Annotated in this window: 41 protein-coding genes; 19 read left to right on the forward strand and 22 right to left on the reverse strand. The window is 69.9% G+C overall.

Annotated elements, in window-relative coordinates; translation table 11 throughout:
* Positions 1 to 75 precede the first annotated feature (75 nt).
* Positions 76 to 1263 carry a site-specific integrase gene (locus ABT063_RS15535; RefSeq protein ID WP_351057843.1) on the reverse strand — a complete coding sequence of 396 codons (1188 nt, stop codon included), beginning with the start codon at positions 1261 to 1263 and terminating at the stop codon, positions 76 to 78.
* Between the two features lie 14 nt (positions 1264 to 1277).
* Entirely contained in the window at positions 1278 to 1934 is a 657-nt protein-coding gene (locus ABT063_RS15540) for a hypothetical protein (protein WP_351057844.1), read from the reverse strand.
* A gap of 108 nt (positions 1935 to 2042) precedes the next feature.
* On the opposite strand from ABT063_RS15540, the gene ABT063_RS15545 reads away from it, so the two are divergent.
* The 12 genes from ABT063_RS15545 (at position 2043) to ABT063_RS15600 (ending at position 8908) form a co-directional block, all read left to right on the forward strand.
* Entirely contained in the window at positions 2043 to 2270 is a 228-nt protein-coding gene (locus tag ABT063_RS15545; protein ID WP_351057845.1) for a helix-turn-helix domain-containing protein, read from the forward strand.
* On the forward strand, positions 2270 to 2485 hold the full coding sequence (locus ABT063_RS15550) for a helix-turn-helix transcriptional regulator (RefSeq protein WP_351057847.1): 216 nt from the start codon (positions 2270 to 2272) through the stop codon (positions 2483 to 2485). Before ABT063_RS15545 ends, ABT063_RS15550 begins: the two co-directional genes overlap by 1 nt.
* A 62-nt stretch (positions 2486 to 2547) precedes the next feature.
* Complete coding sequence (locus ABT063_RS15555; RefSeq protein ID WP_351057848.1) at positions 2548 to 2805, forward strand: hypothetical protein; 258 nt, start codon at positions 2548 to 2550, stop codon at positions 2803 to 2805.
* Positions 2802 to 2948 (forward strand): hypothetical protein, encoded by a 147-nt coding sequence (locus tag ABT063_RS15560; RefSeq protein WP_351057849.1) that lies wholly within the window; start codon positions 2802 to 2804, stop codon positions 2946 to 2948. Before ABT063_RS15555 ends, ABT063_RS15560 begins: the two co-directional genes overlap by 4 nt.
* Positions 2945 to 3376 (forward strand): DUF2742 domain-containing protein, encoded by a 432-nt coding sequence (locus ABT063_RS15565; RefSeq protein WP_351057850.1) that lies wholly within the window; start codon positions 2945 to 2947, stop codon positions 3374 to 3376. The genes ABT063_RS15560 and ABT063_RS15565 overlap by 4 nt, the downstream gene beginning before the upstream one ends.
* A gap of 203 nt (positions 3377 to 3579) precedes the next feature.
* Complete coding sequence (locus tag ABT063_RS15570) at positions 3580 to 4632, forward strand: AAA family ATPase (protein ID WP_351057851.1); 1053 nt, start codon at positions 3580 to 3582, stop codon at positions 4630 to 4632.
* Between the two features lie 237 nt (positions 4633 to 4869).
* The gene (locus ABT063_RS15575) at positions 4870 to 5097 is read left to right on the forward strand and encodes a hypothetical protein (protein ID WP_351057852.1); all 228 of its coding nucleotides are present in this window, start codon (positions 4870 to 4872) and stop codon (positions 5095 to 5097) included.
* A 24-nt stretch (positions 5098 to 5121) separates the two neighbouring features.
* Positions 5122 to 5661 carry a hypothetical protein gene (locus tag ABT063_RS15580; RefSeq protein WP_351057853.1) on the forward strand — a complete coding sequence of 180 codons (540 nt, stop codon included), beginning with the start codon at positions 5122 to 5124 and terminating at the stop codon, positions 5659 to 5661.
* Positions 5658 to 5882: a hypothetical protein gene (locus tag ABT063_RS15585; protein ID WP_351057854.1), complete on the forward strand. Its 225-nt coding sequence runs from the start codon at positions 5658 to 5660 to the stop codon at positions 5880 to 5882. The genes ABT063_RS15580 and ABT063_RS15585 overlap by 4 nt, the downstream gene beginning before the upstream one ends.
* Entirely contained in the window at positions 5879 to 6079 is a 201-nt protein-coding gene (locus ABT063_RS15590) for a hypothetical protein (protein ID WP_351057855.1), read from the forward strand. The genes ABT063_RS15585 and ABT063_RS15590 overlap by 4 nt, the downstream gene beginning before the upstream one ends.
* Positions 6080 to 7182: 1103 nt before the next feature.
* Positions 7183 to 7770, forward strand: a complete 588-nt coding sequence (locus ABT063_RS15595; protein WP_351057857.1) for a hypothetical protein — start codon at positions 7183 to 7185, stop codon at positions 7768 to 7770.
* Between the two features lie 364 nt (positions 7771 to 8134).
* Positions 8135 to 8908 carry an NUDIX domain-containing protein gene (locus ABT063_RS15600; protein WP_351057858.1) on the forward strand — a complete coding sequence of 258 codons (774 nt, stop codon included), beginning with the start codon at positions 8135 to 8137 and terminating at the stop codon, positions 8906 to 8908.
* Positions 8909 to 9099: 191 nt separating this feature from the next.
* Here the strand turns inward: ABT063_RS15600 and ABT063_RS15605 are convergent, their stop codons facing one another.
* From ABT063_RS15605 to ABT063_RS15620, 4 genes are read right to left on the reverse strand one after another with little or no spacing between them, the layout of a single operon-like run.
* The gene (locus tag ABT063_RS15605; RefSeq protein WP_351057859.1) at positions 9100 to 9267 is read right to left on the reverse strand and encodes a hypothetical protein; all 168 of its coding nucleotides are present in this window, start codon (positions 9265 to 9267) and stop codon (positions 9100 to 9102) included.
* A gap of 5 nt (positions 9268 to 9272) precedes the next feature.
* Complete coding sequence (locus ABT063_RS15610; RefSeq protein ID WP_351057861.1) at positions 9273 to 9647, reverse strand: hypothetical protein; 375 nt, start codon at positions 9645 to 9647, stop codon at positions 9273 to 9275.
* Positions 9648 to 9655: 8 nt separating this feature from the next.
* Complete coding sequence (locus ABT063_RS15615; RefSeq protein ID WP_351057862.1) at positions 9656 to 9880, reverse strand: hypothetical protein; 225 nt, start codon at positions 9878 to 9880, stop codon at positions 9656 to 9658.
* Entirely contained in the window at positions 9877 to 10251 is a 375-nt protein-coding gene (locus tag ABT063_RS15620; protein WP_351058056.1) for a DUF6415 family natural product biosynthesis protein, read from the reverse strand. The genes ABT063_RS15615 and ABT063_RS15620 overlap by 4 nt, the downstream gene beginning before the upstream one ends.
* Before the next feature lie 235 nt (positions 10252 to 10486).
* On the opposite strand from ABT063_RS15620, the gene ABT063_RS15625 reads away from it, so the two are divergent.
* The 4 genes from ABT063_RS15625 (at position 10487) to ABT063_RS15640 (ending at position 12957) form a co-directional block, all read left to right on the forward strand.
* Positions 10487 to 11698: an NsdA family TPR-like regulatory protein gene (locus ABT063_RS15625; protein ID WP_502990818.1), complete on the forward strand. Its 1212-nt coding sequence runs from the start codon at positions 10487 to 10489 to the stop codon at positions 11696 to 11698.
* A complete protein-coding gene (locus tag ABT063_RS15630; protein WP_351057864.1) occupies positions 11698 to 12246 on the forward strand; it encodes a GNAT family N-acetyltransferase in 549 nt (182 codons plus the stop codon). The genes ABT063_RS15625 and ABT063_RS15630 overlap by 1 nt, the downstream gene beginning before the upstream one ends.
* A 179-nt stretch (positions 12247 to 12425) precedes the next feature.
* The gene (locus ABT063_RS15635) at positions 12426 to 12710 is read left to right on the forward strand and encodes a hypothetical protein (RefSeq protein ID WP_351057865.1); all 285 of its coding nucleotides are present in this window, start codon (positions 12426 to 12428) and stop codon (positions 12708 to 12710) included.
* A 31-nt stretch (positions 12711 to 12741) separates the two neighbouring features.
* Positions 12742 to 12957 carry a hypothetical protein gene (locus ABT063_RS15640; protein WP_351057867.1) on the forward strand — a complete coding sequence of 72 codons (216 nt, stop codon included), beginning with the start codon at positions 12742 to 12744 and terminating at the stop codon, positions 12955 to 12957.
* A 30-nt stretch (positions 12958 to 12987) separates the two neighbouring features.
* On the opposite strand, the gene ABT063_RS15645 is transcribed toward ABT063_RS15640, so the two are convergent.
* From ABT063_RS15645 to ABT063_RS15705, 13 genes are all read right to left on the reverse strand, one after another.
* On the reverse strand, positions 12988 to 13347 hold the full coding sequence (locus ABT063_RS15645) for a hypothetical protein (RefSeq protein WP_351057868.1): 360 nt from the start codon (positions 13345 to 13347) through the stop codon (positions 12988 to 12990).
* A gap of 55 nt (positions 13348 to 13402) precedes the next feature.
* Positions 13403 to 13738 (reverse strand): hypothetical protein, encoded by a 336-nt coding sequence (locus tag ABT063_RS15650; protein WP_351057869.1) that lies wholly within the window; start codon positions 13736 to 13738, stop codon positions 13403 to 13405.
* Positions 13739 to 14203: 465 nt separating this feature from the next.
* On the reverse strand, positions 14204 to 16294 hold the full coding sequence (locus ABT063_RS15655; protein WP_351057870.1) for a cell division protein FtsK: 2091 nt from the start codon (positions 16292 to 16294) through the stop codon (positions 14204 to 14206).
* A gap of 85 nt (positions 16295 to 16379) precedes the next feature.
* The gene (locus ABT063_RS15660; protein WP_351057872.1) at positions 16380 to 16568 is read right to left on the reverse strand and encodes a DUF6257 family protein; all 189 of its coding nucleotides are present in this window, start codon (positions 16566 to 16568) and stop codon (positions 16380 to 16382) included.
* A gap of 98 nt (positions 16569 to 16666) precedes the next feature.
* Positions 16667 to 17074 carry a hypothetical protein gene (locus ABT063_RS15665; protein WP_351057873.1) on the reverse strand — a complete coding sequence of 136 codons (408 nt, stop codon included), beginning with the start codon at positions 17072 to 17074 and terminating at the stop codon, positions 16667 to 16669.
* Entirely contained in the window at positions 17071 to 17244 is a 174-nt protein-coding gene (locus ABT063_RS15670; RefSeq protein ID WP_351057874.1) for a hypothetical protein, read from the reverse strand. The genes ABT063_RS15665 and ABT063_RS15670 overlap by 4 nt, the downstream gene beginning before the upstream one ends.
* Positions 17244 to 18389 carry a hypothetical protein gene (locus tag ABT063_RS15675; RefSeq protein WP_351057876.1) on the reverse strand — a complete coding sequence of 382 codons (1146 nt, stop codon included), beginning with the start codon at positions 18387 to 18389 and terminating at the stop codon, positions 17244 to 17246. Before ABT063_RS15675 ends, ABT063_RS15670 begins: the two co-directional genes overlap by 1 nt.
* A complete protein-coding gene (locus tag ABT063_RS15680; protein ID WP_351057878.1) occupies positions 18386 to 18652 on the reverse strand; it encodes a hypothetical protein in 267 nt (88 codons plus the stop codon). The genes ABT063_RS15675 and ABT063_RS15680 overlap by 4 nt, the downstream gene beginning before the upstream one ends.
* Positions 18649 to 18846 carry a hypothetical protein gene (locus ABT063_RS15685; protein WP_351057879.1) on the reverse strand — a complete coding sequence of 66 codons (198 nt, stop codon included), beginning with the start codon at positions 18844 to 18846 and terminating at the stop codon, positions 18649 to 18651. The genes ABT063_RS15680 and ABT063_RS15685 overlap by 4 nt, the downstream gene beginning before the upstream one ends.
* Entirely contained in the window at positions 18843 to 19211 is a 369-nt protein-coding gene (locus tag ABT063_RS15690) for a DUF6907 domain-containing protein (RefSeq protein WP_351057880.1), read from the reverse strand. Before ABT063_RS15690 ends, ABT063_RS15685 begins: the two co-directional genes overlap by 4 nt.
* Complete coding sequence (locus ABT063_RS15695) at positions 19208 to 19837, reverse strand: hypothetical protein (protein ID WP_351057881.1); 630 nt, start codon at positions 19835 to 19837, stop codon at positions 19208 to 19210. The genes ABT063_RS15690 and ABT063_RS15695 overlap by 4 nt, the downstream gene beginning before the upstream one ends.
* The gene (locus ABT063_RS15700; RefSeq protein WP_351057883.1) at positions 19834 to 20610 is read right to left on the reverse strand and encodes a DUF6907 domain-containing protein; all 777 of its coding nucleotides are present in this window, start codon (positions 20608 to 20610) and stop codon (positions 19834 to 19836) included. Before ABT063_RS15700 ends, ABT063_RS15695 begins: the two co-directional genes overlap by 4 nt.
* Positions 20610 to 21011: a hypothetical protein gene (locus tag ABT063_RS15705; RefSeq protein ID WP_351057884.1), complete on the reverse strand. Its 402-nt coding sequence runs from the start codon at positions 21009 to 21011 to the stop codon at positions 20610 to 20612. The genes ABT063_RS15700 and ABT063_RS15705 overlap by 1 nt, the downstream gene beginning before the upstream one ends.
* 214 nt (positions 21012 to 21225) lie before the next feature.
* On the opposite strand from ABT063_RS15705, the gene ABT063_RS15710 reads away from it, so the two are divergent.
* The 3 genes from ABT063_RS15710 (at position 21226) to mug (ending at position 23556) form a co-directional block, all read left to right on the forward strand.
* Positions 21226 to 21438, forward strand: coding sequence for a hypothetical protein (locus tag ABT063_RS15710; protein ID WP_351057885.1), 213 nt, complete (start codon positions 21226 to 21228; stop codon positions 21436 to 21438).
* Positions 21439 to 21571: 133 nt separating this feature from the next.
* The gene (gene purB / locus ABT063_RS15715; protein ID WP_351057886.1) at positions 21572 to 23014 is read left to right on the forward strand and encodes an adenylosuccinate lyase; all 1443 of its coding nucleotides are present in this window, start codon (positions 21572 to 21574) and stop codon (positions 23012 to 23014) included.
* On the forward strand, positions 23011 to 23556 hold the full coding sequence (mug, locus tag ABT063_RS15720; RefSeq protein ID WP_351058057.1) for a G/U mismatch-specific DNA glycosylase: 546 nt from the start codon (positions 23011 to 23013) through the stop codon (positions 23554 to 23556). The genes purB and mug overlap by 4 nt, the downstream gene beginning before the upstream one ends.
* Positions 23557 to 23560: 4 nt before the next feature.
* Here the strand turns inward: mug and ABT063_RS15725 are convergent, their stop codons facing one another.
* From ABT063_RS15725 to ABT063_RS15735, 3 genes are all read right to left on the reverse strand, one after another.
* Entirely contained in the window at positions 23561 to 23974 is a 414-nt protein-coding gene (locus ABT063_RS15725) for a hypothetical protein (RefSeq protein ID WP_351057887.1), read from the reverse strand.
* A gap of 64 nt (positions 23975 to 24038) precedes the next feature.
* Positions 24039 to 24764, reverse strand: a complete 726-nt coding sequence (locus ABT063_RS15730) for an ABC transporter permease (protein ID WP_351057888.1) — start codon at positions 24762 to 24764, stop codon at positions 24039 to 24041.
* Positions 24761 to 25699 (reverse strand): ABC transporter ATP-binding protein, encoded by a 939-nt coding sequence (locus ABT063_RS15735; protein WP_351057889.1) that lies wholly within the window; start codon positions 25697 to 25699, stop codon positions 24761 to 24763. Before ABT063_RS15735 ends, ABT063_RS15730 begins: the two co-directional genes overlap by 4 nt.
* Between the last annotated feature and the right edge of the window lie 40 nt (positions 25700 to 25739).

Consider the following 25739-nt stretch of genomic DNA (forward strand, 5'->3'; position numbering starts at 1 on the left):
TTCTACGTCGTTGCAGATATCCGCTGATCAGCGGCCATGTGAGAGATCTCCGGGGAGATCGTTTCTCACAAAATCTCACACAGGGGCTTTTCGATCTCCCCCGTGGAAGCTGTCCCAAGCGGTCGCCGCGGCCCTCATGTCCTCGACGTCGACCGTGACGTACTTCCGCTTGGTGAAGCTCGCGTTCGTGTGGCCGGCCCACGCGGCGAGGACGACGTCAGGGACGCCGTTCACCGCGAGGTACGACAGGCAGGAGTGCCGCGCGTCGTACAGACGTACGCGGCGCATCTCCAGCTCGCGCATGAGCCGATAGGCGTGCTCGCGCAAGTGCCGTGTGTTCCTCGGGATCCCGAGCTGGTCGACGACGACGTATCCGGAGTCGGTGTAGCCCTCGCCTGCCGCGAGCTTCTCCCGGGCCTGGACGGCGCGGAACTTCTTCAGGGCCTCCAGTACCGGGCCGGGAAGCGGCAAGACGCGTTCGCCCGCCTCGGTCTTGGTGTCCTTCTCCAGCACCGTTACGTTGCCGATCATCGTGCGGGTGTTGGCCGTCTCCAGCGTGGCCAGCTTCAGGTCAACGTCCGTCCAGCGGAAGCCGACGACCTCGGCCGGCCGTAGGCCCATGAGGCTGAGCAACAGCGGGGCGTACAGGCGGTCACGCTCGATGCCCGCAATGAAGCGCTGCACCTCGGCTGCGGTCCACGGCTTGACCCTGGGGCGTTCCCGCTTGTCGGTCTTCTTGTCGGCGAGGCTGACCCGCACGAACTGCGCGGGGCTTTCAGGGATCAACTTGCGGACGACCGCACGCTTTAGCGCCTCCCGGAGGCGGGTGAGAACACCCTCGGCGGTCGACACGGCGAGGCGAGTCCCCAGCGTGCCTCCCGCGCGGCGCCCGTTGGCGACGATGTCGTCGATGCAGTCCTGCACCTGGTCCTCTGTGAGCTCCTGGAGACGGACGTGCCCGATGCGGTCGTAGACGTGCACGAGGGCGAGCCTGTACGTGCGGATCGTCGTCGCCTCGACGTCGCGCCGCTTGTACTCCAGCCACTGGTCAAGCCACTCCCCCACCGTGATCTTGCTGGGCAGGATGAGCGTGCCCGCAGACCGCTGGTGCTCGATGCGGTTGCGCTCGTTCTTCACCTCGGTCTTGGTGTCGCGGGTGATGGTGAGCTGGATTCGCTTGCCGTTCTCGTCACGGCCGGCGTCCACCACGGTCCGGTACCGGGTCTTGCCGTTCTGCAGTGTGACCTTCTTGATCTCGGCCATGCCCCCCTCTTCTCCTATTCAGGCACAACGGCGACGACAGAGAAATCCGGGGCAAGCTGAGCGTCCAGCCCCTCCTTCTTCGCGTGGTGCAACCACGTGTTCACCGTGGCGGGCGACACGCCGCGCTTCTCCGCGACGACAGTCGCAGGCGCCTTCTCCCCTGCGGCGGCGGCAGCGTTGTACTCCAGCTGCACCTCGGCGAGTCGGGTGAGGCGGTTCCACCTCCGCTGCGCACCAGGTCCGCTGTCCGGGTCCACGTCCGGATGGTGCGAGCGGACCATCTTCTCGGCGCGCTCCGGGATCTTCTCGACGGGCGGCGGCGCCTCGAACACGCCGGCGCTCAGGTTCAGCGGTGCCCCTTCCGGAGTTCGCTGGCCAAAGGTGAGGACCATTCGGGCAACGCGCTCAAGCTTCACGAAGGGCAGGTCTCGCACGAGCGTGGCGCCCACTGGCTTCCACTCCCCCACGGGCGCATCGGGCGCTTGTTGCACGCGGATGCCGTAGGGCCCCTCCACTTTTCGGCCGTCCCGTACGACGTACTGGAGCCGCACAAGGACATGCGGGTGACTCGCGGGTACAAGGTCCACGAAGACCTCGCGGACGCCCTCCGGGGCGCCCGCGATCAGCTGAGGGTCAGAGATCTCAATGCGGTGCTGGAGCGGGCTGGTCATGCGGTACATCGTGCCCGCCGGGGAGCCGGATTGCAATGTAAAGGATCGTCTCTCGAAAGGTGTTGGATCGACTTTCGCAATGTGACGGGAAGCCTTTATGATGGAGGCATGAGCCCCGAAGACCTGCGGCGGGTCAGCGAAGTTCGTGCGCTTGTCGCCAGCGGCAAGGCACGCGAGCAGCGCGAGAGCCGCCGACTCCAGCTCCAAGAGATTGCCGACGCCGTCGGCGTCACCCCCTTGACCGTCTATCGCTGGGAGCGGGGCATCACCACGCCTCGTGGAGCAGCGGCGCTGCGGCTGGCCAAGGTCCTTGAGATCACCGCGGGGGCCGTCTAATGCCCACGAAGAAGACCGAGCCGCCGACGCTCGCCGAGGTGAAGAAGTGGCCTGCGACGGTCAACGTTCCGCGCGCTGCTCTCGCTCTCGGCTGTAGCCGGTCGCATCTGTACGAGCTGATCAAGCGCGGCGAAGCGCCTGTCCGGACCCTCTCGTTCGGCACACGCCACGTCGTCATCACTGCCTCTCTGGTGGCCGTTCTTGAAGCCGCCTGAGGCGCAGAACGGCCCGGCCGTCGGTGTCATCACCACCAGCGACCGGGCCTGAACGCCCACCCATGACGAAGCCCCGGCTCAACCGCCAAGCAGATCCGGGGCCACGTCTTCTCGAACCAAGAAGGAGGACGTATGTCCCCCATGATGCCGTACTTCCTGCGCAGCCCACGGAGGTCGCAGCGGTCGGCCGTACGAAATCCACGCCGACGGCGACCGCGCCCGCGCCGGTGCTGCGTTCCCGGCTCGTCGCCGCCCTCGGTCGTGACGACGGACATGGGGCGCTGCTGCTCGCCGCGCACCTGGCAAGGAGCGCGGCATGAGGAAGCGCCACGGCTACCGCTCGCGTAGCGCTGGGGTACGGCGCGCATCCCGTAAGACCACGCGATACGACCCGACGACCCCGTCCCGCACCGTGCTGCGCGCCGAGCTCCGCGCGGTCCGGCTCACGGTGAGGTCCGCGTGACCGCCCGTACCGCTCGCACTCGCCTGGCCGACACAGCCGGGCGGGTGCGCCTGCACAGTGTCCCGCCGGACGCCATGGCCGGCGACGTCGCCCACCTCCGCGCCTGCGCACAGGCCGAAGCGCTCCACGTGAACGACTGGCCCGAGTACGGCAGCCCGCCGTGGCTTCGGCTCCCTGCCGACGACCCGCGCGTGTACGTCGCCACCTTGGAGGCCGCCGAGTTGCACCGCATGCACGTCCAGCGGATCTACGCCGACGCCCACACGCAGGCCCTCAACGTCCTCCAGACAGCCGCCGAGGTCCGCGCCGCTCGCAAGGGCACCATGCGGACGCGCCCGGCCCACACGCTCACCGCTACGCCCGGATGGCCGCCGGTCCAAATTCCCGGCCAGCCCGGCGAGTACCTCACGTACCAGGGGAACGAGTGACCATGTACGACGTATCTCCGCCGCCGCTGCACGTACGAGACCCGCTCTCGCACGGCGCGGCGGCGGGGCCACACGGCCCCGTCCTGGGGCCGTTTGCGGACGATGGACAGTGGCCAACGGAGCCACCGTCGGACGATGAAGCGCCGACGCCTGAGCCGCGCGGTCTCATTCTCCGGCCCGCTTCCGGGATCAAGATTCGGCCCGTGCGGTGGCTGTGGGACACCACTCCGGAGGGCGCCCCACCCACCTCGCACGGCCGTATCCCGCTGTACTCGCTCGCCATCGCGGCCGGGCCGCCAGGACTCGGGAAGTCTCAGTTCGCGGTGTGGATGACCGCGAGGATCACTCGCGGAGATCTACCCGGCGAGCTGTACGGGAAGCCTCGGGGCGTCATCTACGCCGCAGCCGAAGACTCCTGGACGTACACGATCGCCCCGAGGCTCGTCGCCGCAGGCGCGGACATGGACCTCGTCTTCCATGTCGCGGTGCGGGACATCGACCACCCATACGCCCGGCTGACGCTGCCCATCGACACGTCGCTGCTGGCCAAGGAAGCCGAGCGGTACAGCGTCGCCCTGCTCGTGATGGACCCGCTGCTGTCGTACATCGACAAGGGCGTCAACGACTACAAGGCCGCCGAGGTCCGCGCCGCATTGGAACCCCTCGTTGCCGCTGCGGACCGGCACCACTTCACAATCCTCGGCCTCGCCCACTTCACGAAGTCGGGCTCCGCTGACCCGGTCAACCGCGTGGCTGGCTCGGGTGCGTTCGGTCAGCTGCTCCGCTCCCTGATCGCCTTCGCCAAAGAGGAGGGGGACAACGGGGCGGACGACCGATTCGTCATGAGCCTGGAGAAGAACAACCTCGGCCGCCTCGGTCTGCCCTCGCACGAGTTCACTATCCAGCCGGTGACCATCGACACCGAGGAAGGCCCGTCGTACGTCTCGCGGTTCGTCCTCGGCCCGGAGACGAACACCTCGGTTCGCGACGTCATGCGCGACGAGTCCGCGCCGGACGCCAACCGCGGCGAGACCAACGAGACCGTCGAGTGGCTGCGCGGCTACCTCACTGATCAAGGCGGCGTCGACCTGGCGGCGGACGTCAAGACGGCGGCCCGCAAGGACGGCATCAGCGAGTCGAGTCTCCAGCGCGCGCGCCGGAAGCTCGGCGTGACCATGCGTCACTCCGGATTCGGGAAGAACCGACGCTCTGAGTGGAGCCTGCCGGGGGCGCTCGCCGAGGACGGAGACGAGTGATGCGCGCCCGCCTCTCTATCCCCATGGCACACATGGCACAGATGGCAGACATGGGCCTGACCTGCGGCGATCCCATGAGTGTCAGGTGACAGACATGGCACGGATGGTGACACACATGGCGCTCCATCTCTGCCATGTCTGTCAGCGCGTGTCACCCATGTTTGTCACTACAAAACAGCAGGTCAATCCCATGTTTGCCATGTATGTCATCTATTCCCCTTTACGTAGGGAGACCCGATGGAACCCGAACGCACCGATTACCTGTTCGGTGACCTCGATCCCTCAGCCCTCGCCGCCGCCTACCAATGCGGCCACTGCCAGAGCGAGACCAGCACCCGCACCGACGAGGCCGGCATCGTCCACCTCGTCGTTCACCACGACGACGGCTGCCCCGTCCTCACCGGTGTCCTGTCCGCGTTGCCCGACGCGGTACGCGCGGTCGTCCCCGACACCTTCCGCCCCTGAGCCGAAGCAACCCACGGAGAGATCATGCTCGTCCCCGAACCATCACCCACCGGCTTCCACGCCCACTACTGGACACAAGCCGACTTCCTCGCAGGCAAACCCTCCCGACACAGCCCCATCGTCGGATGGGACGACCTCGGCAACCCCCTCACCATCGACAACCGCGGCCGGCGCGTCCGGGCCGAGGACCTGCCCGACTTCCACAGCGTCAGGGAGAGCCCGCGCATCGTCGCTGCGCTGCCGGGAAACGGATGGCGGGTCATCTGGCAGCCAGTCCCCGAGGCCCTCCCCTCCGTCGCGTTCGTCATCGCATGGGCCGTCTACAGCGACGGGCGGATCCGTCCCATTGCGAACATCCTCGGCGAGCAGTACATGCAGCCCCTCGACCTCAGCGACGGCGACATCCGGCTCGTACCGCCGGCGAAGGACGCCGGGGGCGTGTGCTTGTCCTGCGGCAGGAACTGCGACGACCCGTTCAGCCCGGACTTCGTCACGCTGGCGGGGTGCGGGGGACTGTCCGGCGAGGAGACGGCCGTCGAGATCCACGGGCCGGTGTCCCCGTGACCGAGTCCACCTCCGCTGTCGAGCAGGCAGTGCATGCCCGCATAGCCGCGGCCCGCGTGAAGGTACAGGCCGCGCGGGAGCGGCGGGAGTCCCTCACCGAAGCCCGAAAGCACGGTCTCGCCCGACGGCACGCGCAGAAGTTGCGTCGACAGGCCGACACCCAGTCGGTCAGTGAGCCCGACGCCGAGCAGCAGGCCGACAAGCCCGAGGAGTCCCCGTGATCCGCGCCCTGCACCGCGTACGCGGCGCCTCGGCGGTCGGTGCCCGACACCCGGGCGAGACCGGACCGTTCGGCGTACGACCGCACGAGAACTCGGCAAATTTGCCGCTTTTCTCCGAGGACCACGACCAGGACGACCTCGACGACGACGGCCAGGACGCCGAGGACGACGACCCGGCTCGTAAGACCGGCTCGTAAGACCTCGGTCGTACGACGCTCGTAAGACCTCGGACTTACGACAACGGCCGGCCCGCGGGAATCGGGCCGGCCACCCCGCCAGCATCCCAGAGGGGACCGACATGACCGATCCGCCCGCATCGCGTCCGGCGTCGTTGCGTCTCAAGGCTTCTGCTGTTTCACCTTCTCCGGTGGGTTGGCGGCCTCGGCGTGGGGGGCCTTATCCACGCCTTCGTCTTGATCTTGGGGTGAAGGTTGAGCAGGGGCTTGCGGTCGTCGAGTTGGTTCTCGGTGAGAGGCGGACGTTTCGTGAGGCGGCTGGTGTGTTGGGGATGAGTCCTACGACTGCGTGGCGTCGCTATCACTGGCTGATGGATTGGTTGCTGCCTGAGCGTCACGGTCGTCGGGCGAAGCGGCTTCCGCCGCAGCGTGGGACGCGGGCTTGTCCTCGTGGCCGGCCGTGGATTGAGGAACTGGATGGTCCTGGTGGGCCGCTTCATCGGAAGGGGATTGAGCGATGAGTCCGACGAATCGTCGTGCGCGGGTTGATGCGTTGTTGCCGCTTGCGTTTGGCCGGTCGCTGGCTTCTGTGGCTCGGGAGGTGGGTGTGTCCCGGGGCACGGTGGGGACGTGGAGGCGGGATCCCGCGTATGCGGCTGAGGTGGAGCGGCTGTCGGTGTTGGTGGCGCAGGAGCCTTTCGATGGGGAGGCGGTGTTGGCGGCTGTGGTGGAGGCGTCGGGGCGGATCAATCCGTTGGGTGGCCGGGTTGTGGTGTCGATTCCTGTGGGTGCGTCCGCGCGTCGGCGGCGTCAGTTGCTGGCGCGGGGTATTGCTCGGGCGCTGGAGGAGGGGGAGCGGGACGGGTGACCGGTTGCCCAGCGCTTGGGGTAACGGTTGTCGAGTTCCCACAATGGTGGAGGCCCGGCCCTGGGAGACCAGGAGCCGGGCCTTTTGCCGTGACCACACCATCGAACGCCCTTGCATTCTAGCCCATTTATGCAGGTGAAAGCGCTAGAATGATCGTAGCTATTCGGTCTGACGTGACGTGAATAGCGATCATCGGACAGGGAGATGTGTTGTGGTTACTCCACAAGAGATTGATGATGCTGAGGCCGCTGTCGAGGTGGCTGAGCTGAAGCTCGACCAGGCCGAGGACTTCCACGCGAGCGCCGGCAGTGAGACCGCGGTGACCGAGCTCCGTATCGCTCGTGCCGGCGCGCACACGGCCCGGGATCGGCTCCGTCAGCTCCGGACCCGGTACGCGGCGGAGCAGGCCGCAGGACGGGCGCGGCAGGCGGCTGAGGGCGGGTTCCCGGAGAAGGAGCGCAAGGCGGTCACGAAGCGGCTGGAGACGGCCCGTGATGAGGCTGTGGCGGCGGTTGTGGCCGCGCAGCGGGCGGCGGCCGAGGTGTTGGTGAAGGTGGCCGCGTACGACGTGGCGGTGCGTGCGGTGGCGGCGGAGTTGAAGGGGCGGGGTCTGTCGGCGGACGACGGCCACGACCTCGGCGGCACGGCGGGCGGGGTTGTCCATCTTGGTGGCGAGGTGTGGCGGCCAGCTGATTCGGGGGCGCTGCTGGGTGCGGTGATGCAGGCGGCGGTGGCGGAGCGGGATCCGCGGCATCCGCTCGCGCAGATGCGGTGGCAGCAGGTGGGTGGGCTGGCGGAGAAGACGGCCCGGGATGAGCTGCTGGCGCGGGCGGTCGAGCGGTGAGCGCGCCGTACGCCGAGGACATTGGCGGGTACGGCGGCCCGTCGGATGACGGGGTGGGGATGGCGCTGTGGCGGCTGTCGCATCGTCTCGATGGTGCTCGTGAGGAGTTCGCGGCGACCGTGGGGGAGCCCGCGAGTCCGCTTCTGGAGGTGCTGCTGGCCGGTCTAGGCGCGTCGGGTGGGCAGTGAGTACGGGTATGGAGGCCCGCCCCTCGTCTCAGGAGGGCGGGCTGACCCCGATGTTCGCCACCATGTACCAGCTGCAATACGGAATCCCCAGGGGACCCTTCTTTCACGGAGGCGCGCCCGGCCTACAGCCCGGTGACAAGATCCTTCCTTCCCGGGTGACAGGCTCGCCGCGGCCCATGAGGGACTTCTACCCGAAGCAGATCACCGCGGCGACGCATCCGTGGCTTCTGCGTGATGACCTCGTCTTCTTCTCCCCGTACTGGGACTTCGCTGCTGCTTTCGCTGCGGCGTACCCCGACGGCGCGGTCTACGAGGTGCAGCCGGATGGCGAGATCTCACTCGATCCGGACGCTCCGGCGGGCGAGGGGTGGCGTGCTCGGTCGGCGACGATCACTCGGGTCGTTACCCCGATGGTGGAGTTGCCCCGCCACCTGCCGATGAAGGATCTCGCTGACCGGTTCGGGCAGACATCGGCGGTGACGAATCGCATGGCGAGTCTGCTGCGGCGCGAGAAGCCCCGCCAAGTGGCCTGCGAGCGCGGGCACACTCACTTCGGCCAGTTCAACGCGGCCGGCATGCTGCTGCGCGACAAGCGGCGGTATCTGGTGCAGCTGCGGGCGCCTGGCACGCAGCATGGCGGCAGTTGGGGGCTGCCTGGGGGCGCGCTGCACTGGGAAGAGCACCCGTACAGCGGGGCGTTGCGGGAGGCGGTGGAGGAGATGGGGCCGCTCCCGGAGTTGAAGCCTCGCGTGATCGTGGTGGACGACCATGGCGGCTGGAAGTACTACACGGTCGTGGCGGATGTGCCCGAGTCGTTCATGCCGGTCGGGGGAGATGGGGAGGGGGTGGCGTACCGGTGGTGCACGGAGGCCGAGTTGTGGGCGCTGCGGCTGCACCTGGGGCTCGCTGAGGCGTGGCCGCGGCTGGTGGACTTGCTTGCCCGCTACTGAGCTACGGCGCACCCGCCCGCCCTCTCGTCCCAGAGGGACGGGGGCGCAGAGGACGGGCGGGCGTACATGCGGCGGCCGCCTCCGACGGGGGGCGGAGACGGCCGCTTTCCCGCTACCGGCGCGATCAGGTCGCAGGCCGGCCGCAGGGGATCGTCACCGGTGCGATCGGCGTGCCACGCCGGTGACGGGGTCTACTTCCAGGTGGTCTTGGCGTAGTGGTCCTTGTGGTCGCGGCCCTGGTGGTCTGGCGGCCACGTGCAGCGTCCCCTCCTGTGCGGGTTACGCACCCAGCAGTACCCGGCTGCCCGACCGGCCCGGAGGTCGTCGCTCCACTGTCGGTCCTGCTGTTTGTCAGCCATCGGTTCTACTCCTTCGGGGTTCGGGGTTGCGGACGCCGGGGCCGCTGGGGGTAAGGGCAAACGGAGGCCGCTTGCCGTGTTTCTAGGGCCAGGCGCCGCAGCACCTGGTGGGTGTCGCAGTACTCGCTGTTATGGCAGCGCGAGCAGGCGCGGCAGTGGTGCGCGTACACCCGTCGGGCCTCCGCATTCACACAGGCGCGGCAGCCGTGCGGGTGGATCGTCATGCCGTAGAGGCCGGGCCGCACGCCGAGGTCGATGCTCGTCGCTGGTGTGAGCGGTGTCCCGCACCAGGGGCAGGCGCCGCCCTCCCGCTGATCCTCGGTCAGGGTGGGCGTGTGCGGCAGGGCGAGCATGGTCGTGCCCCGCTCGGCGGGGTCCATGGCGGGCCTCATCGGTCGGCGAGGGGCACCAGGCGGTACCGGTCACGGCACGGCGGGCAGGCGAACAGCGCCGGGGCGCCCCCTCGGGAGACCGTCTCGAGGACATCGATCAGCCGGACGTCCTCGGCGTCCCCGTTGTGCCAGCAGCAGTAGCCGTGAGCGGTGGTCGTGGTCGTGGTCGTGGTCTGTGTGCTGCTTGTGTGCTGTGTGGTCAGCTTCTCTGGCCTGGTCATCGCCCCTCCCTGAGGTTCTCGTGGTGGTCGCATAGGGCGTTGAGGACGCGGGCGAGTCTGCGGGCGTAGGCGACCGGGCCGTGCGGGCTGGGGTTCGGTTTGGCTTGGAGTTTGCCGCGTGCTTCGCCGACGCAGGCGAGGGCGCAGTAGCGGGGGATGCTGTCTTTGTGGAGTCTCTTGGCCGCGCGTTCGACTTCGGGGGCGATCAGCTCAAGGTGTCCGCGCAGGGTGCCGGTCAGCGTGTCCAGTTCCTCACCTGCGGGCGGCAGGGCGTCCGGTGCGTCGTCCGGGCCGAGCACGAGGTGCGCGGTGGCTCGCATGGCGACGACGTCCAACGGCAGGACTCCCGCGTCGCTGCCCGTCTTCTGCATGACGTTCACCCCGGATCTCTCATCGCTTCCGACACCCCCAGACAACTGCCGCCGCAAGGTGGGCGCCGGACATGGCGGCGGACCTTACGGCGGACTTTTCATCGGCAGGCGGACTTTCCATGGCCGACGCAACGGCTACGGTCAGTTGCAGCGGTCACACTGGGGGTAGGAAGTGGACGACGAACAGACGCCGTTCGCGCGCGAGTGCGCAGCGCGCGGGTGGGACAGACCAGCAGTGTTCCTACGCGCGTTTGAGGCAACCGCCGGCCTGGTGGGTGAGCACGTCGCGGTAACCGACCGGCAGTTCCGGCGCTGGCGCAAACCGCATCCGCCGCGCCCCCGCCCCCGCGCCTGGCGAGTGCTGCACGCGATGTTCGGCATGAGCCCGCTGGACCTCGGTTTCCGCGGCCCCGAGCCGAGTGCCATTGTGGAGGTGCCACCGAGCCACACAGAAGGACCGTCCGTGGATCGCCGCGCCTTTGTCGCCGACTCCTTTGGCGCCGCCGCTGGCCTCGCCCTGGGAGCCTCCGACGCTGTGGGTACCGCACACATCGTGGAGCTCCGTGATGGCCTGCGTTCCCTCTACACCCTCGACGACGCGTACGGCGGGGGAGATGTCCGCTCCCTTGCGGTGCGACACCTGCGGCGGGTGCGCAGGGTTGTCAACACCGGCAGATACCCGGACACCATCGGCCGTCAACTCCAGTTGCTCGCCGGGGAGACCGCCGAGCACTGCGCATGGCTGTACTACGACGCGGACGACCAAGACGCCGCTCGCCGCTACTGGGGCGAGGCACTGACCACTGCCACCATGCTGCGTGACGACGGCCTCGAAGTACTGGTGCTCGCCTCCCTGAGCATGCAGGCCAGCTACGAAGGCCGCCCGCGCGACGGGTACGACCTCGCCCGCGCTGCGCATCAGCGGGCAGTCAGCCTCGGCTCGCCGGTCCTTCTATCGTTGATCGCTGCCCGCGAGGCCCGCGCTCTGACCCTTATGCGGGACCACAGCGGCGCCCGTAAACGGCTCGCCGACTCCATGCGCATGGTGGATCGTTCCGACCGGGGGCGGCCGACACCCGAGTGGGCAGCGTTCCACGGGCACGCGGAGCTGGACTACGCACAGGGTCTGCTCTACACCGAAGCGGGGCACCACAAGGCAGCGGTGCCGTTTGTGCGTGCTGCTCTGGCCCACCAGGACCGCACCTACGGACGGAACCGGGCCCTGTACCGGCTCACTCTGGCTCGGGGTCTCGTGCAGGCCGGGGAGGTCGACGAGGGCGCGGCCGAGGCAGTCGGCAGTCTCGAGCACCTGGAAGAGGTGGAGTCCGCGCGAGTCACGCGGCGCCTGGCCGAGGTCCGCGAACTGCTCGCAGGTGTGGACGCCGTCAGCGCCCGCCAGGCGGCCGATGAACTGACCGAGTACACCCACCAGAAGGGACACGATTGATGGCCGAGGTGACGTGCGAGCGGTACGAAGGGCCTGAGGCAGCGGCCCAGCTCGACGCATTCCTTCCCGCCTATGAGGAGGTGTACGTCGACCCGCCGTACTGCGAAGGGCCGCGGGACGTGGCCGACTTCATCGACCGCTACCAAGTCCAGGCGCAGCGTCCCGGGTTCCGTCTGGTCCTCGCCCGCGAGGGTGGCGAGGTCGTCGGATTCACCTTCGGATACCGGCTCCCGGCAGATACGGGCTGGTGGAACAACCTGCTGGAGCCGCTGCCCGAGGACTTCACTCGCGAGACCGGTGAGCGCACGTACGTCATCATCGAGCTGGCGGTGCGCAAGCCGTGGCGGCGGCGGGGCATCGCGGCCGAGCTGCACGCGCGGCTCCTCGGTGGCCTGGCAGTCGAACGGGTGACGCTTACGATGCGGCCGGAGCCGGAGGCGGCGCCGGCACAGTCGGCCTACGCGGCGTGGGGGTATCGGCGGGTCGGGCAGTCCCATCCGTGGGACGAGGCGCCGTTCTACGACGCCATGGTGTTGAACCTGCGCTGAGCAACAGCCCCAACCGCATAGGGGATGCGGTGTGCTGGCTGTGACCTGCGAGTTTGCGTAGGGGGTGGCACTCGCATGGCACGCCGGGGGCGTGCTGGGGAGTGCATGCGCAGCGCTGGTTAGCCTGACCGGTTTCGGGTACTTCGTCCGGGAAACTCCCCACTTCGAACGGAGCCGCAATGATCATCAAGAGAATGCACGAAATGGGCATCCGCAGCGAACACGCCTACCTGGCCGCCTTCACCTCCATCGGCCTCACCGTTATCACCTGGGCCACCAGCCTGAAAGCCGAGCCCAGCTCCCAAGCAGACCTCGCCCGCGCCGACCGCTGGGGCATCTTCATCGGCGAATGGGCACCCACCTTCTTCGGCCTCGGCCTCGCCCTCTCCCACTACGAGCAACAGGACGGGACTCTGACCGCCGCCAACGTCCACGAACTCCGCGAGAAGCAGAAGGCCGGCTGACCGGCGGGTCATCTTGGGGGAGGCTGGCGGCGTGGCTTCCGTGATGCCCGTGGTCGTGTACCCGCCCGACGAGGATGGCGGCCGGCGGGTGCGCGTCGACGGGGAGCTACTCGGCCGGGCGTACGCGCTGTGGGACATCGCCGAGTTCCTGCGCCGGGCCGGGGTCGAGGGCGCCGACGAGACGTACGTCGAGGAGTCCGGTCTGATCGAGTGGCGGGGCGGCGGCCCGGACGTATGGGAGCACTGAGCGGCCACAGGGTGCGGGGTGTGGGCACCGTCACGGCACGGCCGGTGGCGGCGGCGTTGCCCAATCGTCGAAGTACCCGAGGACCTGGCCGCACGGCGTCCACCGATCCCGGGGGATCACACCGCGGGCGTCCGCATCCGTACAGACGGCGGGCGTGGGCATCTCGGTCAGACCGTCGTCGACAGCCACATCCGGGATGCCGGTGGGCACCTCGGGCTGCTCGGGCCAGATCTCAGTGACCGTGACGGTCGGCGTGGGGCGCGGCTCGTCGTCGAGGCTGACCAGGAAGTTGATGCCGCCGAGGAACATCACGGCGGCCACGGCGGCGAGGAACAGCCACCACAGGGCGACGAGCAGGCTCGCCCCGTTGGAAGGCTGGCGTGTGCGCATGGCTCATGTCCCCGTTCAGTCGGCGCTGCTGGCACGAGCTGACCGCAACGCAGTTCTACTTTGCCTGCCGCTTCCTCGGGTCGAGCCGCAGGACATGGATGACCGCCGTGATCATGAGTGCCCACACGGCCACGGCAAACAGGGCGTTGACGTTCGGCTGCACCACGGCGAAGCCGAACACGATCGCACTCCCCACGAAGTACACCGCCGCAGCCCAAGCAGGTACGACCCCGCGCCGCCACGCGACCACGAACGGCAGGAAGGCGAAGACGGACATGCTGATGAGCGGCACGACTGCCCACGCATAGCGCTGCCAGGGCTCGCGGAACATGCGCGGCCGTGGCGAGTACGTCAGGTGAGCGTTCGGCGAAGGATCCCCGTGTACGGACATGGTGCCCAGCATGGCCCGCGCGGCCACCAGGGGTTGGCCGTTCGCTGATAGTGCGGCCGAGATTGTCACCGCGGAGGCCTCGGAGCTGTGGCGCGGGTGCCTGCCTCGTGGGTCCGCCGCCACGCGTTGTGTGCGCGCCGGCCGACGCGCAGCCGGAGCTTCCGGCCACGGCAGCGCGGGCACGTCCGTACCTTCCGGAACCGCTCGATCTCACCCGCGCCCGCGCACCTCCGGCACGGAGCGAACGGCTTCACCGCGCACAACACTGCGTAACATCCGGCCGCCAGGAGCAGCAGGGCACAAGCAGCAAGCATGAGGGACGGTTTCCTCTCTGAGGTGGGTGTTTCCCGTTTCCCGGGGCCCCTGCCGCTAGACGCTAGGTAACAGGTCAGGGGCATGTTTTGGTGCTAGCGGAGGTGCTAGGCCTAGCAGGGCCGGGTGCTAGGCCAAGCAGCCGTACAAGCGTCAGGCCGCGGCCCGGTCCGCGTCACGGCGAGTGACAGCGGCGGCCACGTCGGCCCGCTTGATGCCGCGCTTCGTGGTGCCCTTGCCGTCGTCCCCGGTCGCCCACACGTCGGCCGTCGCCACGCCCCACGGCTTGAGGTTCGGGGCGACCGTCGCAGTGGTCCACTCGCCGTAGACGTCCGGCCAGGACTCGACGAGGCGGGCGGCGATCCGCTCGCACCACAACTGCTCCTCATCCGGGCGGAACACCTTCAGCACGTCGCCAAGGACGTCCATCCCACGCGAGGCAGACGGGCCCTGGCCGAGGGCGTGGCCGGTGATGTTCCCGTACTCCTCGCGCAGCTGCCGGGCGCGGGCGACGACGCCCTCGGCGCCGGGCCCGTCGACGAACGCGGATGCCACGATCTGCGGGTCGTCGCCCTCGCCGGACATCCAGCAGATGCCACGGTCCGAGCGGGAGAACATCGTCGCGCGGATGCCGGCCTTGTGGGCGCCGGTGCCGAGGACCATGTCGTTCGCGGTGTGGCCCATGACCTTCAGGCAGAAGCGCAGGACGGCGTTGGCGCTGATGCCGGGCGGCAGGCTCTTGGCGTCGGGCCGCTGGGTGGCGAACATGCCGACGATGCCGAGGGCCGGGCCACGCTTGGCGACGTCCGTGCAGATGGACTCCAGCTCGGCACCGTACTTCTCGTGCTCGAACGGGACTTGGCACTCATCGAACCCGACCACGATCGGGTGCAGGCCGAGGCTCTTGTCGCTGGCCAGGGCCGGGGTCACCTTCGACTCGGGGCAGCGGGACTTGGGCAGGTTGCGAATCACCTTGGCGCGGCGGCGTAGTTCCTCCTTCAGCTCCCGCATGGCGTGCAGGACGTACAGGAGATCCTCGTCGTCCTCGCCGGAGCGGTAGCGGTGGCAGACCGGTTCGAGGGGGCCGAGGTCTCCGGTGCCCTTGAAGTCGAACGCGTACAGCGCGGCGCGCGGGTCCAGCGCGGCGATGAGCAGCAGCAGCCGCAGGAGGAACGTCTTGCCCATGCGGGGGATGGAGCCGATGACGACCGAGGCGAACATCAGGGTGACGACGATGTCCCGCATGCGCTGGTCGTTGCCGAACACGACCGGTTTGAACAGGTCGACTTGGCCGTCCTTCAGCAGCGGCCACGGCGGCTTCGTCGTCTCGTTCATGGGCTTGTCGCCCACCCACAGGATCAGCCGTCCCTCGTGCTCTTCGGGGTCGCCAGAGGGCCACACGCAGCCGAGTTTGCGGCGCAGGCCGGAGGCGAGGGCCTGGCGCTCTTCCATCACGTCCTCCGGCACGACGCCGTAGGGGAGGTCGAGGTCGGCGCGGTAGCCGGGCCCGTCGCGGGTGATCTCGCTGGTGAAGCGCATGCCGTTCATGTCGCCGCCCTTCTTGATGGCGGCGGTGATGCGCGGGTTGCCGATTGATTCGAGGGCGCGTAGCACGATCGTGCCGGTGAGCTTTTGCAGCTCGGTCCGCATGACGGCCGGACCGATGACGGGGGCGTCGGGCTGCTGGCCGAAGTAGCCGAGGGTCAGGATCCCGCCGGCCGCGAAGACGCACAGGAAGGCGGGGGCCATGACGTACAGCCACAGGGCGAAACCGAGGCCGAACACGCAGGCTACGACGGTCACGAAGCCGCGCAGACGGACGCGTCCGCCGCGCAGCCGAGCGAGGCGCATGTACTCCTCGACGTCCTCGGTCCGTACGGCGTGGTCCCGCAGGGGTGCGGCCTCGCGGTCCCACACCCACCGGTTGGTGGAGGCGACGAGGCGGGCGGTGCCGCGCGGGGCCATGAGGGTGAGCTGGGTGGCGTACCAGGGGGCACGGAGTCCGTGGTAGGCGGTGGCGTACCAGGCGTGGCCTGCGGCGCGTTCGACGGTGGCGAGCAGGTCGCGGCGGGAGCGCAGCCACGGGGCGATGATCGGGCGGCGCTTCTCGGTGGTGACCCCGGGGTCGGGCAGCTTGGGGTTGTCGACGGGGACCGGTGCGGACGGCGCGGTGTCGGCAGCCAGGGCCTCGGTCGGCTCAGTGGTGGGTGGGGCGTGTAGCGGGTGTTCGGCGATCTCGGTCATGCTGGGGGCTTCCTGCCTCTTGCTGGGGTATGGAGGCCCGGGGCGGCCGGTGTCCTGGCCGGGAGACGGCCGCCCCGGGGTGTAGCTACTTCTTCTGCTTGCGGCGCAGGGCAGCCTTCTCGATGCGCTCGATACGCCGGGTCAGGTCGCTGATGTCGACGTTGCCGGTGCCGTCGTCGGCGAGGCCGCGCTTCGCGGCGCGGGCGGTCAGGACAGCGAGGCGGGCCTTCTCGACGGTGGTGAAGTCGCTGAACTTGAGGTCGTCGGCGGCCACGGGTTCTCCCTCGGGTTGTGGGCCGGGCTGTCCGGCCCCACCGCACCCCCGCAGTTGTTGCTCAGACGGCTACAACTGGCGGGGGACGGAAGGGCAGGTCAGCGGCCCTTGCGCTGGACGACCGGGCGGATACGGGCAGCGGCCCACCCGGCGGCGAGGATCACGCCCACCAGGGACAGGCCGACCATCGGGAGGTTCGCCGAGACGGCGCCGATGATCCCCATCAACGTTCCGCCGACCAGCACCACGACCGCACACACGGCGGCGGTGCAGACGACGACCACGGCGAGGATCAGGAACGTGACGATGATCAGCCGCTGCATCTCCGGTGACAGCCCCTGCTGCACGGGCGCCTGGACGACGACCGGGGGCGGCGGCTGCCCGATAGTGAAATGCACGGGCCTGCCCTGCTCGTCGTACAGCACGTTCGGGGGGCGGTGGTGTGCGGCCTGCTCGACGTACTGGCGGTACGCCTCCGGCAGGTTGGACGGGTCGAGGTTGCTCATCGCGTCCACCTCCGCAGTCGGGGTGCGCGGGCGCGGACCAGGAGGCCGAGGCCGAACGCGACGACGACCGGCTTTGACAGCAGCGCGGCGACCACCGCGGCGACCACGGAGAGCAGGCCCGGGAAGAGCAGCAGCAAGCCGAGGGCGACCCCCAGCAGGATCCAGCGCATCACAGGAATCCGCCTTCCATGTCGGTGTTGCGGGGCGTTGCGTCGGGCTCCGGTTCGGTCTTCTTCGCGGCCCGCGACAGTGCCGTGCGGATGTGGTTTTCGGGGACGACCAGGCGGCGGGTCCGCTCCAGATGGTCAGCGATCTCGCGGGCCGATGCGTCCTCGCCCAGGGCTGTTGCGGCTTCCTCGACGGCGCCCTGCAAGTTCAGCGCGGGCAGGGCGTTGAGCTGGGGCGCAACAGCCGCATCAGGTCGCTCGACGGTGTACTCCGGGGGCTGCTGGCCGAGGACGAGGGCGACCGCGACGGGGTCGACGGGAACCCCGTACGTGCCGAGTAGTTGCGCGAGTTCGGCGGGGGGCGCATCAGGTCGCGCATCAGCTGCGAGGCGGATCGCGTCGGCCGGGTCCATGTCGGCGAAGCGGGCGCGCAGCACCTCCGTGGCGGAGGCCGCCCGGGGCGGCTTTGCTGCGGACAGCCTGTCCGCAGCAACTGGGACCGTGCCGCCGTACATGCCGACGAGGGCCGCATCAGCACCGTCCCGCAGCCGCCTACGGGAAGCCTCGACCAGGCCCTCCGCCAACTGTGGGTCACCGACCCCGACACGGCCGGCCAGCTTCCACGCCTTGCGCGTCGCATCGTGCTGCACGTCCTCGTCGGGGTGCCCGGCGGCGAGGGCCTGCTGATACGCGAGCTGCTGCACGGTGGCGGCGTTGCGGCGGTCAGCCTCGGCGTCCCGGCCGGTGCGGAAGATGACGACCCGGCGGCCGATCAGGCCGAGGCCCTCGGCGGCGCCACTCATGGCGAGCGGGGTCACGGCGTACACCGCGGACTCCGTCAGCCCGTCGGCGATCGCCAGGCCGGTGAAGCACGCGGACACGGGGGCGAGCCACAGTCCGGCGCGGACGGCGGGCGGGGCTGGTTGTCCGAGCATCGTGAGCCCGAGCATGGTGAGGGCGAGGATGAGGGTGAGGCCCTCTCCTGCGGCGACGACTCCGGCGGCGGTGGCCGCGCGGTGGAATTCGGCGGTGACGTTGGTGTAGGTGCCCCATGCGCCGAAGCCTCCGACGGCGAGCATCGCGATAGCGGCGACGCCGAGGACGATGGCTTGTCCGGTGGACAGTTCTCTGCGGGTGATCGTGCTCATTCGCTCGTCTCCGAGGCGGTCGCGTTCGCGGTGAGCAGCGGGTAGCCGCGTTCGGCGAGGACGGCGTTGAGGTAGTCGAGGGCTTCGGTGTCCTCGATGCGTAGGGCGTGGCGGCCGAAGGCGAGGGCGACAACCTCGGCGGGCGTGGCCTGCGCGATGTCGCTGTCGAGGGCGCGGCGGCTGATGACGTGCTGCGCGGCGTGCATCAGCTGGCGGTGGCGGCGGTCTTCCGCCCGTTGCGCGCGGATCTTCTTCAGGTTCATTCGCCCAACTCCTTCGGGGCGGCGGCGCGCACGACGCGGTGCGCGGCCAGGGTGGTTCCCTCGCGGTCACGGCGCTCGTTCGCGTCGAGCAGCGCGGCCATGAGGGCAGGAACAGACGGGAGCGGCCGGGCCGACCGAGCGGCCGCACGGATGGCGGCGTGCTCGGTCGGCCGGCGGACGGGGCCGCGCTTCACTCGGCACCCCCCGCGAGTACTACGGCCAGCTGGTCGGCGAAGGCGCGCATCTGGTCGGCTGCGGCATCGAGGGCGGCGGCGAGGTCGTACAGGCCGGCCGGGTCCAGGGAGCCGGTGTAGCCGGATTCCTCGACGTACGCGCACAGGTCGCGGCTCATCCGCTCGGCGAGCGGGGACTGCACGAGCATCAGCCTGTACAGGGGCGCGCCGTTGAAGGTGAGCCGGTGCTCGGGTCCGTAGTGGGCGAGGTCGGTCCGGTACTGGGGGCGCGGGTCGGGGTGTCCGGCACACCAGGCCGGTTCGGGAAGGGTGACGTCGCCGTGGTCGATGGTGGGCAGGGTGACGGTGCGGGGCTCGGTGCTCACTGGCCTTCACCCCCACGGTGGTTCTCGGCGTGGCTGAGCTGCTCGGGGCGGGTGCGCGGGGCGTCGATCCAGGCGAAGGGACGGGTGGTGTGCGCGGCTTTGAAGGTGCGGATGGCGGCGCCTTCGGGGGCGTTGGGCAGGGCGTAGACGCGGCCTCCGTCGAGGGAGGCGAGGAGGCGGGCGCCGTGGTGTTCGCAGCCGTCCGCGCCGGCGCCCGTTGCGTCCGTCACCGTGACGGACGCAGCCCCGCTGCACGGGTCCGGGTCGTCGGGGTGCGCGGCCGGGCAGCGTACGACGGCCGGCTCGGCGAGCAGCTGCTGCTCCTCGGCCGCGGCCTGCTCGATGCGGGCCTGCCACGTGGGGTAGGTGGCCGGGTGTTCGGCCGTCCACTCCCTCAGGCGGCCCGTGTGGTGGTCGATGTCGCCGTGCCGCAGGAGGAGTTCGAGGATGACGCGGGTGTCGTTCGCGCGGCGGGTGAGCAGGTCCGCACGTACGGCGTCGTCGGCCGGCCGGTCGGCGAGGGGGACGTCGAGGGCGTCGCGGATCGCGGTGAGCAGGTCGCGTACGGGCCCGGGCAGGGCGCCCACCGCGAGGGTGGGCGCCTGCTCAGGCTTACGGGCGCTCACGCGCGCCCCTTGGTGATGGCGCGGATCCGGGCGTCCTCGTGCTCGCGGTCCAGGCGGTACACCTCGGGGTCGCCCTCGAAGTCGCCCACGGCGATCTCCTCGGCCTGGTCGCAGAGCACGTCCAGGCGGGCGGCGAACTCGCGCATCTCACGCGCGACCTGCCGGGCCTTGGCCGGGGTCAGCTCGCCCGTGCGCGGCCCGTTGTGGACCCACACCTTCGTGGTGCGGCCGTACGCCTGCGGCCGGTAGCCGCTGACGTAGACCTGCGCGCCGAGGAACGGCAGTTCGGGGCCGTCCGGGTCGGGGTCGGAGTCGATGTCCCGCATCTGCGTTTCGATCGGGGCGGTGGAGTGCCAGCCAGGTTCGCCGTCGGGGCCGGCGTGGTCGAGCTGGCACTGCGGGTTGCACCCGTACTGGGCGATCCACGCGGGGCCGCGCTGTGCGGCGGTGAGCGGGGCGTCCTCGTTACGGAACTCGGTCACCTGCATGCCGCGCTCGGCGAGCTGTGCCCGGAGCCGGGTCTCGGCGTCCGCGAGGGAGATCCGGGCCGGGTCGTACGCGGCCTCGACGTCGTACTCGACTCCAGTGACGGGCCACCAGATGGCGCACAGGCCCTTGCCATCGTCGAGCTCGGCGCGGCCGATCAGGACGGTGACCGTCTTGGTGTCGGGGTGGGGGCGGGCTTGGTCGACGACGTACGGCAGGTGGCCGGTCGGGGCCAGGTCCAGCGCGGGCGTGGCCATGAGGCCGAACGGGTTGGTGGCGGTGCTCATCAGACCGTCACCCCCGCCAGGGTGAAGGCGGCGATGCGGGCGGCGGCGGCCTTGTACTCCGGCTTGCGCGGCTTGTACGCGGCGACCAGGCGGGCGACCTGTGCGAGGGTCCAGCGGGCCACGGCGCGGGTGCGGCGGGCGCGGCCTCCGGCGACGGTGCGGCGGGTCGTGGCGGTGGCGGCGGGGGTGAGGCCGATCCGCTTGGCGACCGTGCGGAGGCCGTTGGCGATGCCGGTCGCGGTGTCCTTGGCGACGCCGGCGGCGACGGCCACGGTGGCGAGGGAGCGGGGGCGGCGGTGGCAGCTGGCGGTGAGGCGGGTGCCGGCGGCGCGGCGGCGGAGGGTGGCACGAAGGGCACGGCGATTGGTGCGGTGCTCGCGGCGGGTGGCAGCATGAGCCATAGCGGGTCTCCTGGTTGAGTCAGGTGGATTCCGTCAGGCCCTTGGTCGGTGCTCCAACACCGCCCGAGGGCCGCTTACGTTGTCGGCTGGTTTCCCTGCCAACACCTCCACTATAGGGAACATCGTGTTCCATCGTCAAGCGCTCTGACGCTAGACAATGTGACCAATCTGCGTAACATCAGGTTCCATGACTCTGGATGGAACACTATGTGCCATGGATAAGCGATCACTGGCTCAGATGGCGCAGCGCTTCAGGGATGCCGAGCAGCGAGCCGAGATCCTGCGGCAGGAACTCGCGGTTGCGATCAGGCAGGCCGACACGGACGGCGTGGCGCAGAAGGACATCTGTGAAGCCACCGGCTACACCCGCCAGCAGGTCCGTCGGATCGTGCTGGCCGGCGAGGCCGAGGAGGCCGCCGAGTCCTGACGGGTCTGGTGGCCGTCTCACACGCATCTCACAGACCCATCGAAGAGCGCAGGTCGGAACACATCTGACCTGCGCTCTCTGGATTCCATGGACGGTGCGGACCCCCCATGGACGCCGGGTAAACTCCGTACACGTGACTTCCGCTCCCGCCAAGCCCCGCATCCCGAACGTCCTCGCCGGACGCTACGCCTCCGCCGAGCTCGCCACGCTCTGGTCGCCCGAGCAGAAGGTGAAGCTGGAGCGGCAGCTCTGGCTCGCCGTGCTGCGGGCCCAGAAGGACCTCGGGATCGAGGTGCCGGACGCGGCGATCTCCGACTACGAGCGTGTCCTCGACCAGGTCGACCTGGTCTCCATCGCCGAGCGCGAGAAGGTCACGCGGCACGACGTGAAGGCGCGGATCGAGGAGTTCAACGACCTCGCCGGGCACGAGCACGTGCACAAGGGCATGACGTCCCGCGACCTGACGGAGAACGTCGAGCAGCTGCAGATCCGGCTCTCGCTGGAGCTGACGCGCGACCGTACGGTGGCCGTGCTGGCGCGGCTCGGGAAGCTCGCGGGTGAGTACGGCGAGCTGGTCATGGCCGGCCGCTCCCACAACGTCGCCGCCCAGGCCACCACCCTCGGCAAGCGCTTCGCGACCGCGGCCGACGAGTTGCTCGTGGCGTACGGAAGGGTCGAGCAGCTCCTCGACCGCTACCCGCTGCGCGGCATCAAGGGCCCGGTCGGCACCGCGCAGGACATGCTGGACCTGCTCGGCGGGGACGCCGGCAAGCTGGCCGACCTGGAGGGCCGGATCGCGCGGCACCTGGGGTTCTCCCAGGCGTTCACCTCTGTCGGCCAGGTCTACCCGCGCTCGCTGGACTACGAGGTCGTGACCGCGCTGGTGCAGCTGGCGGCGGCACCGTCGTCGCTGGCGAAGACGATCCGGCTGATGGCGGGCCACGAGCTGGTGACCGAGGGCTTCAAGCCGGGCCAGGTCGGCTCCTCCGCGATGCCGCACAAGATGAACACCCGCTCCTGCGAGCGGGTCAACGGTCTGATGGTCATCCTGCGCGGCTACGCGTCGATGACCGGCGAGCTGGCCGGTGACCAGTGGAACGAGGGCGACGTGTCCTGCTCGGTGGTGCGCCGGGTGGCACTTCCCGATGCGTTCTTCGCCCTGGACGGACTGCTGGAGACGTTCCTGACGGTGCTCGACGAGTTCGGCGCGTTCCCGGCGGTCGTCGCCCGGGAGCTGGACCGGTACCTGCCGTTCCTCGCCACCACCAAGGTGCTGATGGGCGCGGTCCGCGCGGGCGTCGGGCGTGAGCTGGCGCACGAGGCGATCAAGGAGAACGCCGTCGCCTCCGCGCTCGCGATGCGCGAGCAGGGCGCCGAGCGCAACGAACTCCTCGACAAGCTGGCCGGCGACGAGCGCATCCCGCTGGACCGCGCCCAGCTGGACGCGCTGATGGCCGACAAGCTGTCCTTCACGGGTGCCGCCGCCGACCAGGTCGCCTCGGTCATCGGCCGCATCGAGGAGATCGTGAAGCAGCACCCCGAGGCCGCGGGCTACACCCCCGGAGCGATCCTCTGACCCGCTTCACCCCGCAGGAGTTGGAGGCCGCCCGCGACCGTCTCGTGCCGGACGTGGTGGCGGACGGCCTCCGCGTGCTGTTCTGCGGTATCAACCCCGGTTTGATGACGGCCGCGACGGGCCATCACTTCGCCCGTCCCGGCAACCGGTTCTGGCCCGTGCTGCATCTGTCCGGGTTCACGCCGAGGCTGATGAAGCCGTCGGAGCAGCAGGAGTTGCTCTCGTACGGGCTCGGTATCACCAACGTCGTGGCACGGGCCAGCGCGCGGGCCGACGAGCTGAGCGCGGAGGAGTACCGGGAGGGCGGGCGGCTGCTCGCCGTGAAGGTGGCGCGGCTGCGGCCGCGCTGGCTGGCCGTGGTGGGCGTCACCGCCTACCGGGCCGCCTTCGACGACCGCAAGGCCCGAGTAGGGCCGCAGGAGCGGACGATCGGGGACACGCCCGTGTGGGTGCTGCCCAATCCGAGCGGGCTCAACGCCCACTGGACGGCTCAGACGATGGCGGAGGAGTTCGCGCGGTTGCGGGTGGCGGCGGAGGCCTGACGGGTCACACCGGGTCCGTCTGCGTGACGACGGCCAGGAGTTGGACTTCGTCCGTCTCGTCCCTGTCGGCGACGGCCACGGCGACCCAGCGGCCGGTTCCCTCCGCCTCCCACAGGTAGGCCATGCGCGCGCGTGCGCTGAGCGAGGCCCACGGCTCGGGTATCTCCTCTCGCTCGGTACGCAGGAGGACGGGCTGCAGGTTCCAGGGGTCCGTGTGCCCCCAGCGTGGTGCCAGGCGTTCGTAGATGGCGTCCCGGTACTTCTCGTACTGGTTCACCGTCGCCGCACGCTCCGCGGGGTCACCGCCCCGCACCCCGTGGCTGCCCTCTAACTCGGCGACGTGGGACGGGCCGTGCTCCGTGGAGAAAGGCCGGAAGCACAGCTCGTCGATGAGGGCGATGTGCCGCGCGATGTTCATGAGATCCAGTAAACCCGCCCGCACTGACAATTGGCGCGGTGTCAGCCGGCCCCCGGCATCACGCTCAGGCGTCCCGGCGACGCACGCTCCACGCCCCCGCCGCGAGGGCCGCCGCCGTCCACAGCGCTGTCACCGCGAGCCCCGCCCACGGCCCGAGCGTGCCGTCGTGCGTCTCGTACAGAACCACCTGGCCCGCCCTGTCGGGCAGGAAGTCGGTGACACCGCCGGCCACGTCCCCGACCACGAACGAGACGACCAGGAGAAACGGGATCAGGATGGACAGCGTGGCCACACCGCTGCGCAGCAGTGCCGCGAGGCCGGCCGCGAGCAACGCCATCAGGGTGAGGTAGATCCCGCAGCCCACGACACCGCGCGCCTGCTCGCCCGCGCTGAGCCCGCTCGCCGCCTCACCGAGTCCCGCCCGGGCAACGAAAAGGGCGGCCAAAGAGGTCACCAGGCCGACGACCAGGGCGGGTACGGCGATGGCCGCCAGCTTGGCCGCGAACCACCGTCCGCGCTGCGGCACAGCGGCGAGTGACAGCCGGAGTCCACCCCCGTGGAACTCCGACGACACGGCCATGGCGCCGAAGGAGACGGCGGCGATCTGGCCCGGAACGGCACCGGACAGTGCCATGTACAGCGGGTCGAACTCGGGGTCGGACGTCTCGGAGACGCCCGCGATGGCGGAGAACGCCGTGGTCGCGGCGAACAGCGCGAACAGCGCCCCGCACAGCGAGCGCAGCGTGCGGATCTTCAGCCACTCGGAGTGGAGCACGGGTGCGAACGTCATGTCAGGCCTCCTGCGGGCGTCATGGACGGCTGGGCGGTGAACTCGGTCTCCGAGGCGGTCAGATCGAGGTACGCCTGCTCCAACGTGGCTTCCTGGGCGGCCGGTTCGAGGATCGGCACGCCCGCGGCGGACGCGAGACGGCCGATGTCCTCCACGCGCGCGCGGCGCACGGTCCAGTACCCGTCGGCGTGCTCCTCGGCGTCGTGGCCGTGCCGGGCCAGGACGCTCTTGAGCGCGGTGGGGTCCGTCGTACGGATCCGTACGCTCGGCTGCACACGCGCGTGGATGAACTCCCGCATCGGCGTGTCCGCCAGCAGGCGCCCCTTGCCGAGGACCACGAGGTGGTCGGCGAAGGACGCGGTCTCGTTCATGAGGTGGCTGGAGACCAGGACCGTACGCCCCTCCCCCGCGAGCCGGCGCAACAACTCGCGGATCCAGATGATGCCTTCGGGGTCGAGCCCGTTCGAGGGCTCGTCCAGCATGACCACCTCGGGGTCGCCGAGCAGGGCGGCGGCGACGCCGAGGCGCTGGCGCATGCCCAGGGAGTACGTCTTCACCCGACGGCGCGCGACCGACGCGAGCCCCGTCTCCTCCAGCACCTCGTCGACCCGGTTGACCGGGATGCGGTTGCTCACCGCCAGGGTGCGCAGGTGGTCGCGGCCGGTGCGGGAGCCGTGGGCCGCCTGCGCGTCGAGCAGGGCGCCGACCTGCCGCAGGGGTTCGCGGAGCGTGGCGTAGGCACGGCCGCCGATCGTGGCGGAGCCCGAGGTCGGCAGGTCGAGGCCGAGCACGAGCCGCATGGTGGTGGATTTTCCTGCGCCGTTGGGGCCCAGGAAGCCGGTGACGCGGCCGGGGAGGACGCGGAAGGTGAGGTGGTCCACGGCTCGCCGGGTGCCGTACTCCTTGGTGAGGGCTTGGACGTCGATGCTGGTCATGCCGGCAAGCCTCGCGGCCGGTGGGGGCCTTGGGCCTCCC

It is taken from the genome of Streptomyces sp. NPDC002838, from assembly GCF_040295365.1.
Lineage (GTDB): Bacteria > Actinomycetota > Actinomycetes > Streptomycetales > Streptomycetaceae > Streptomyces.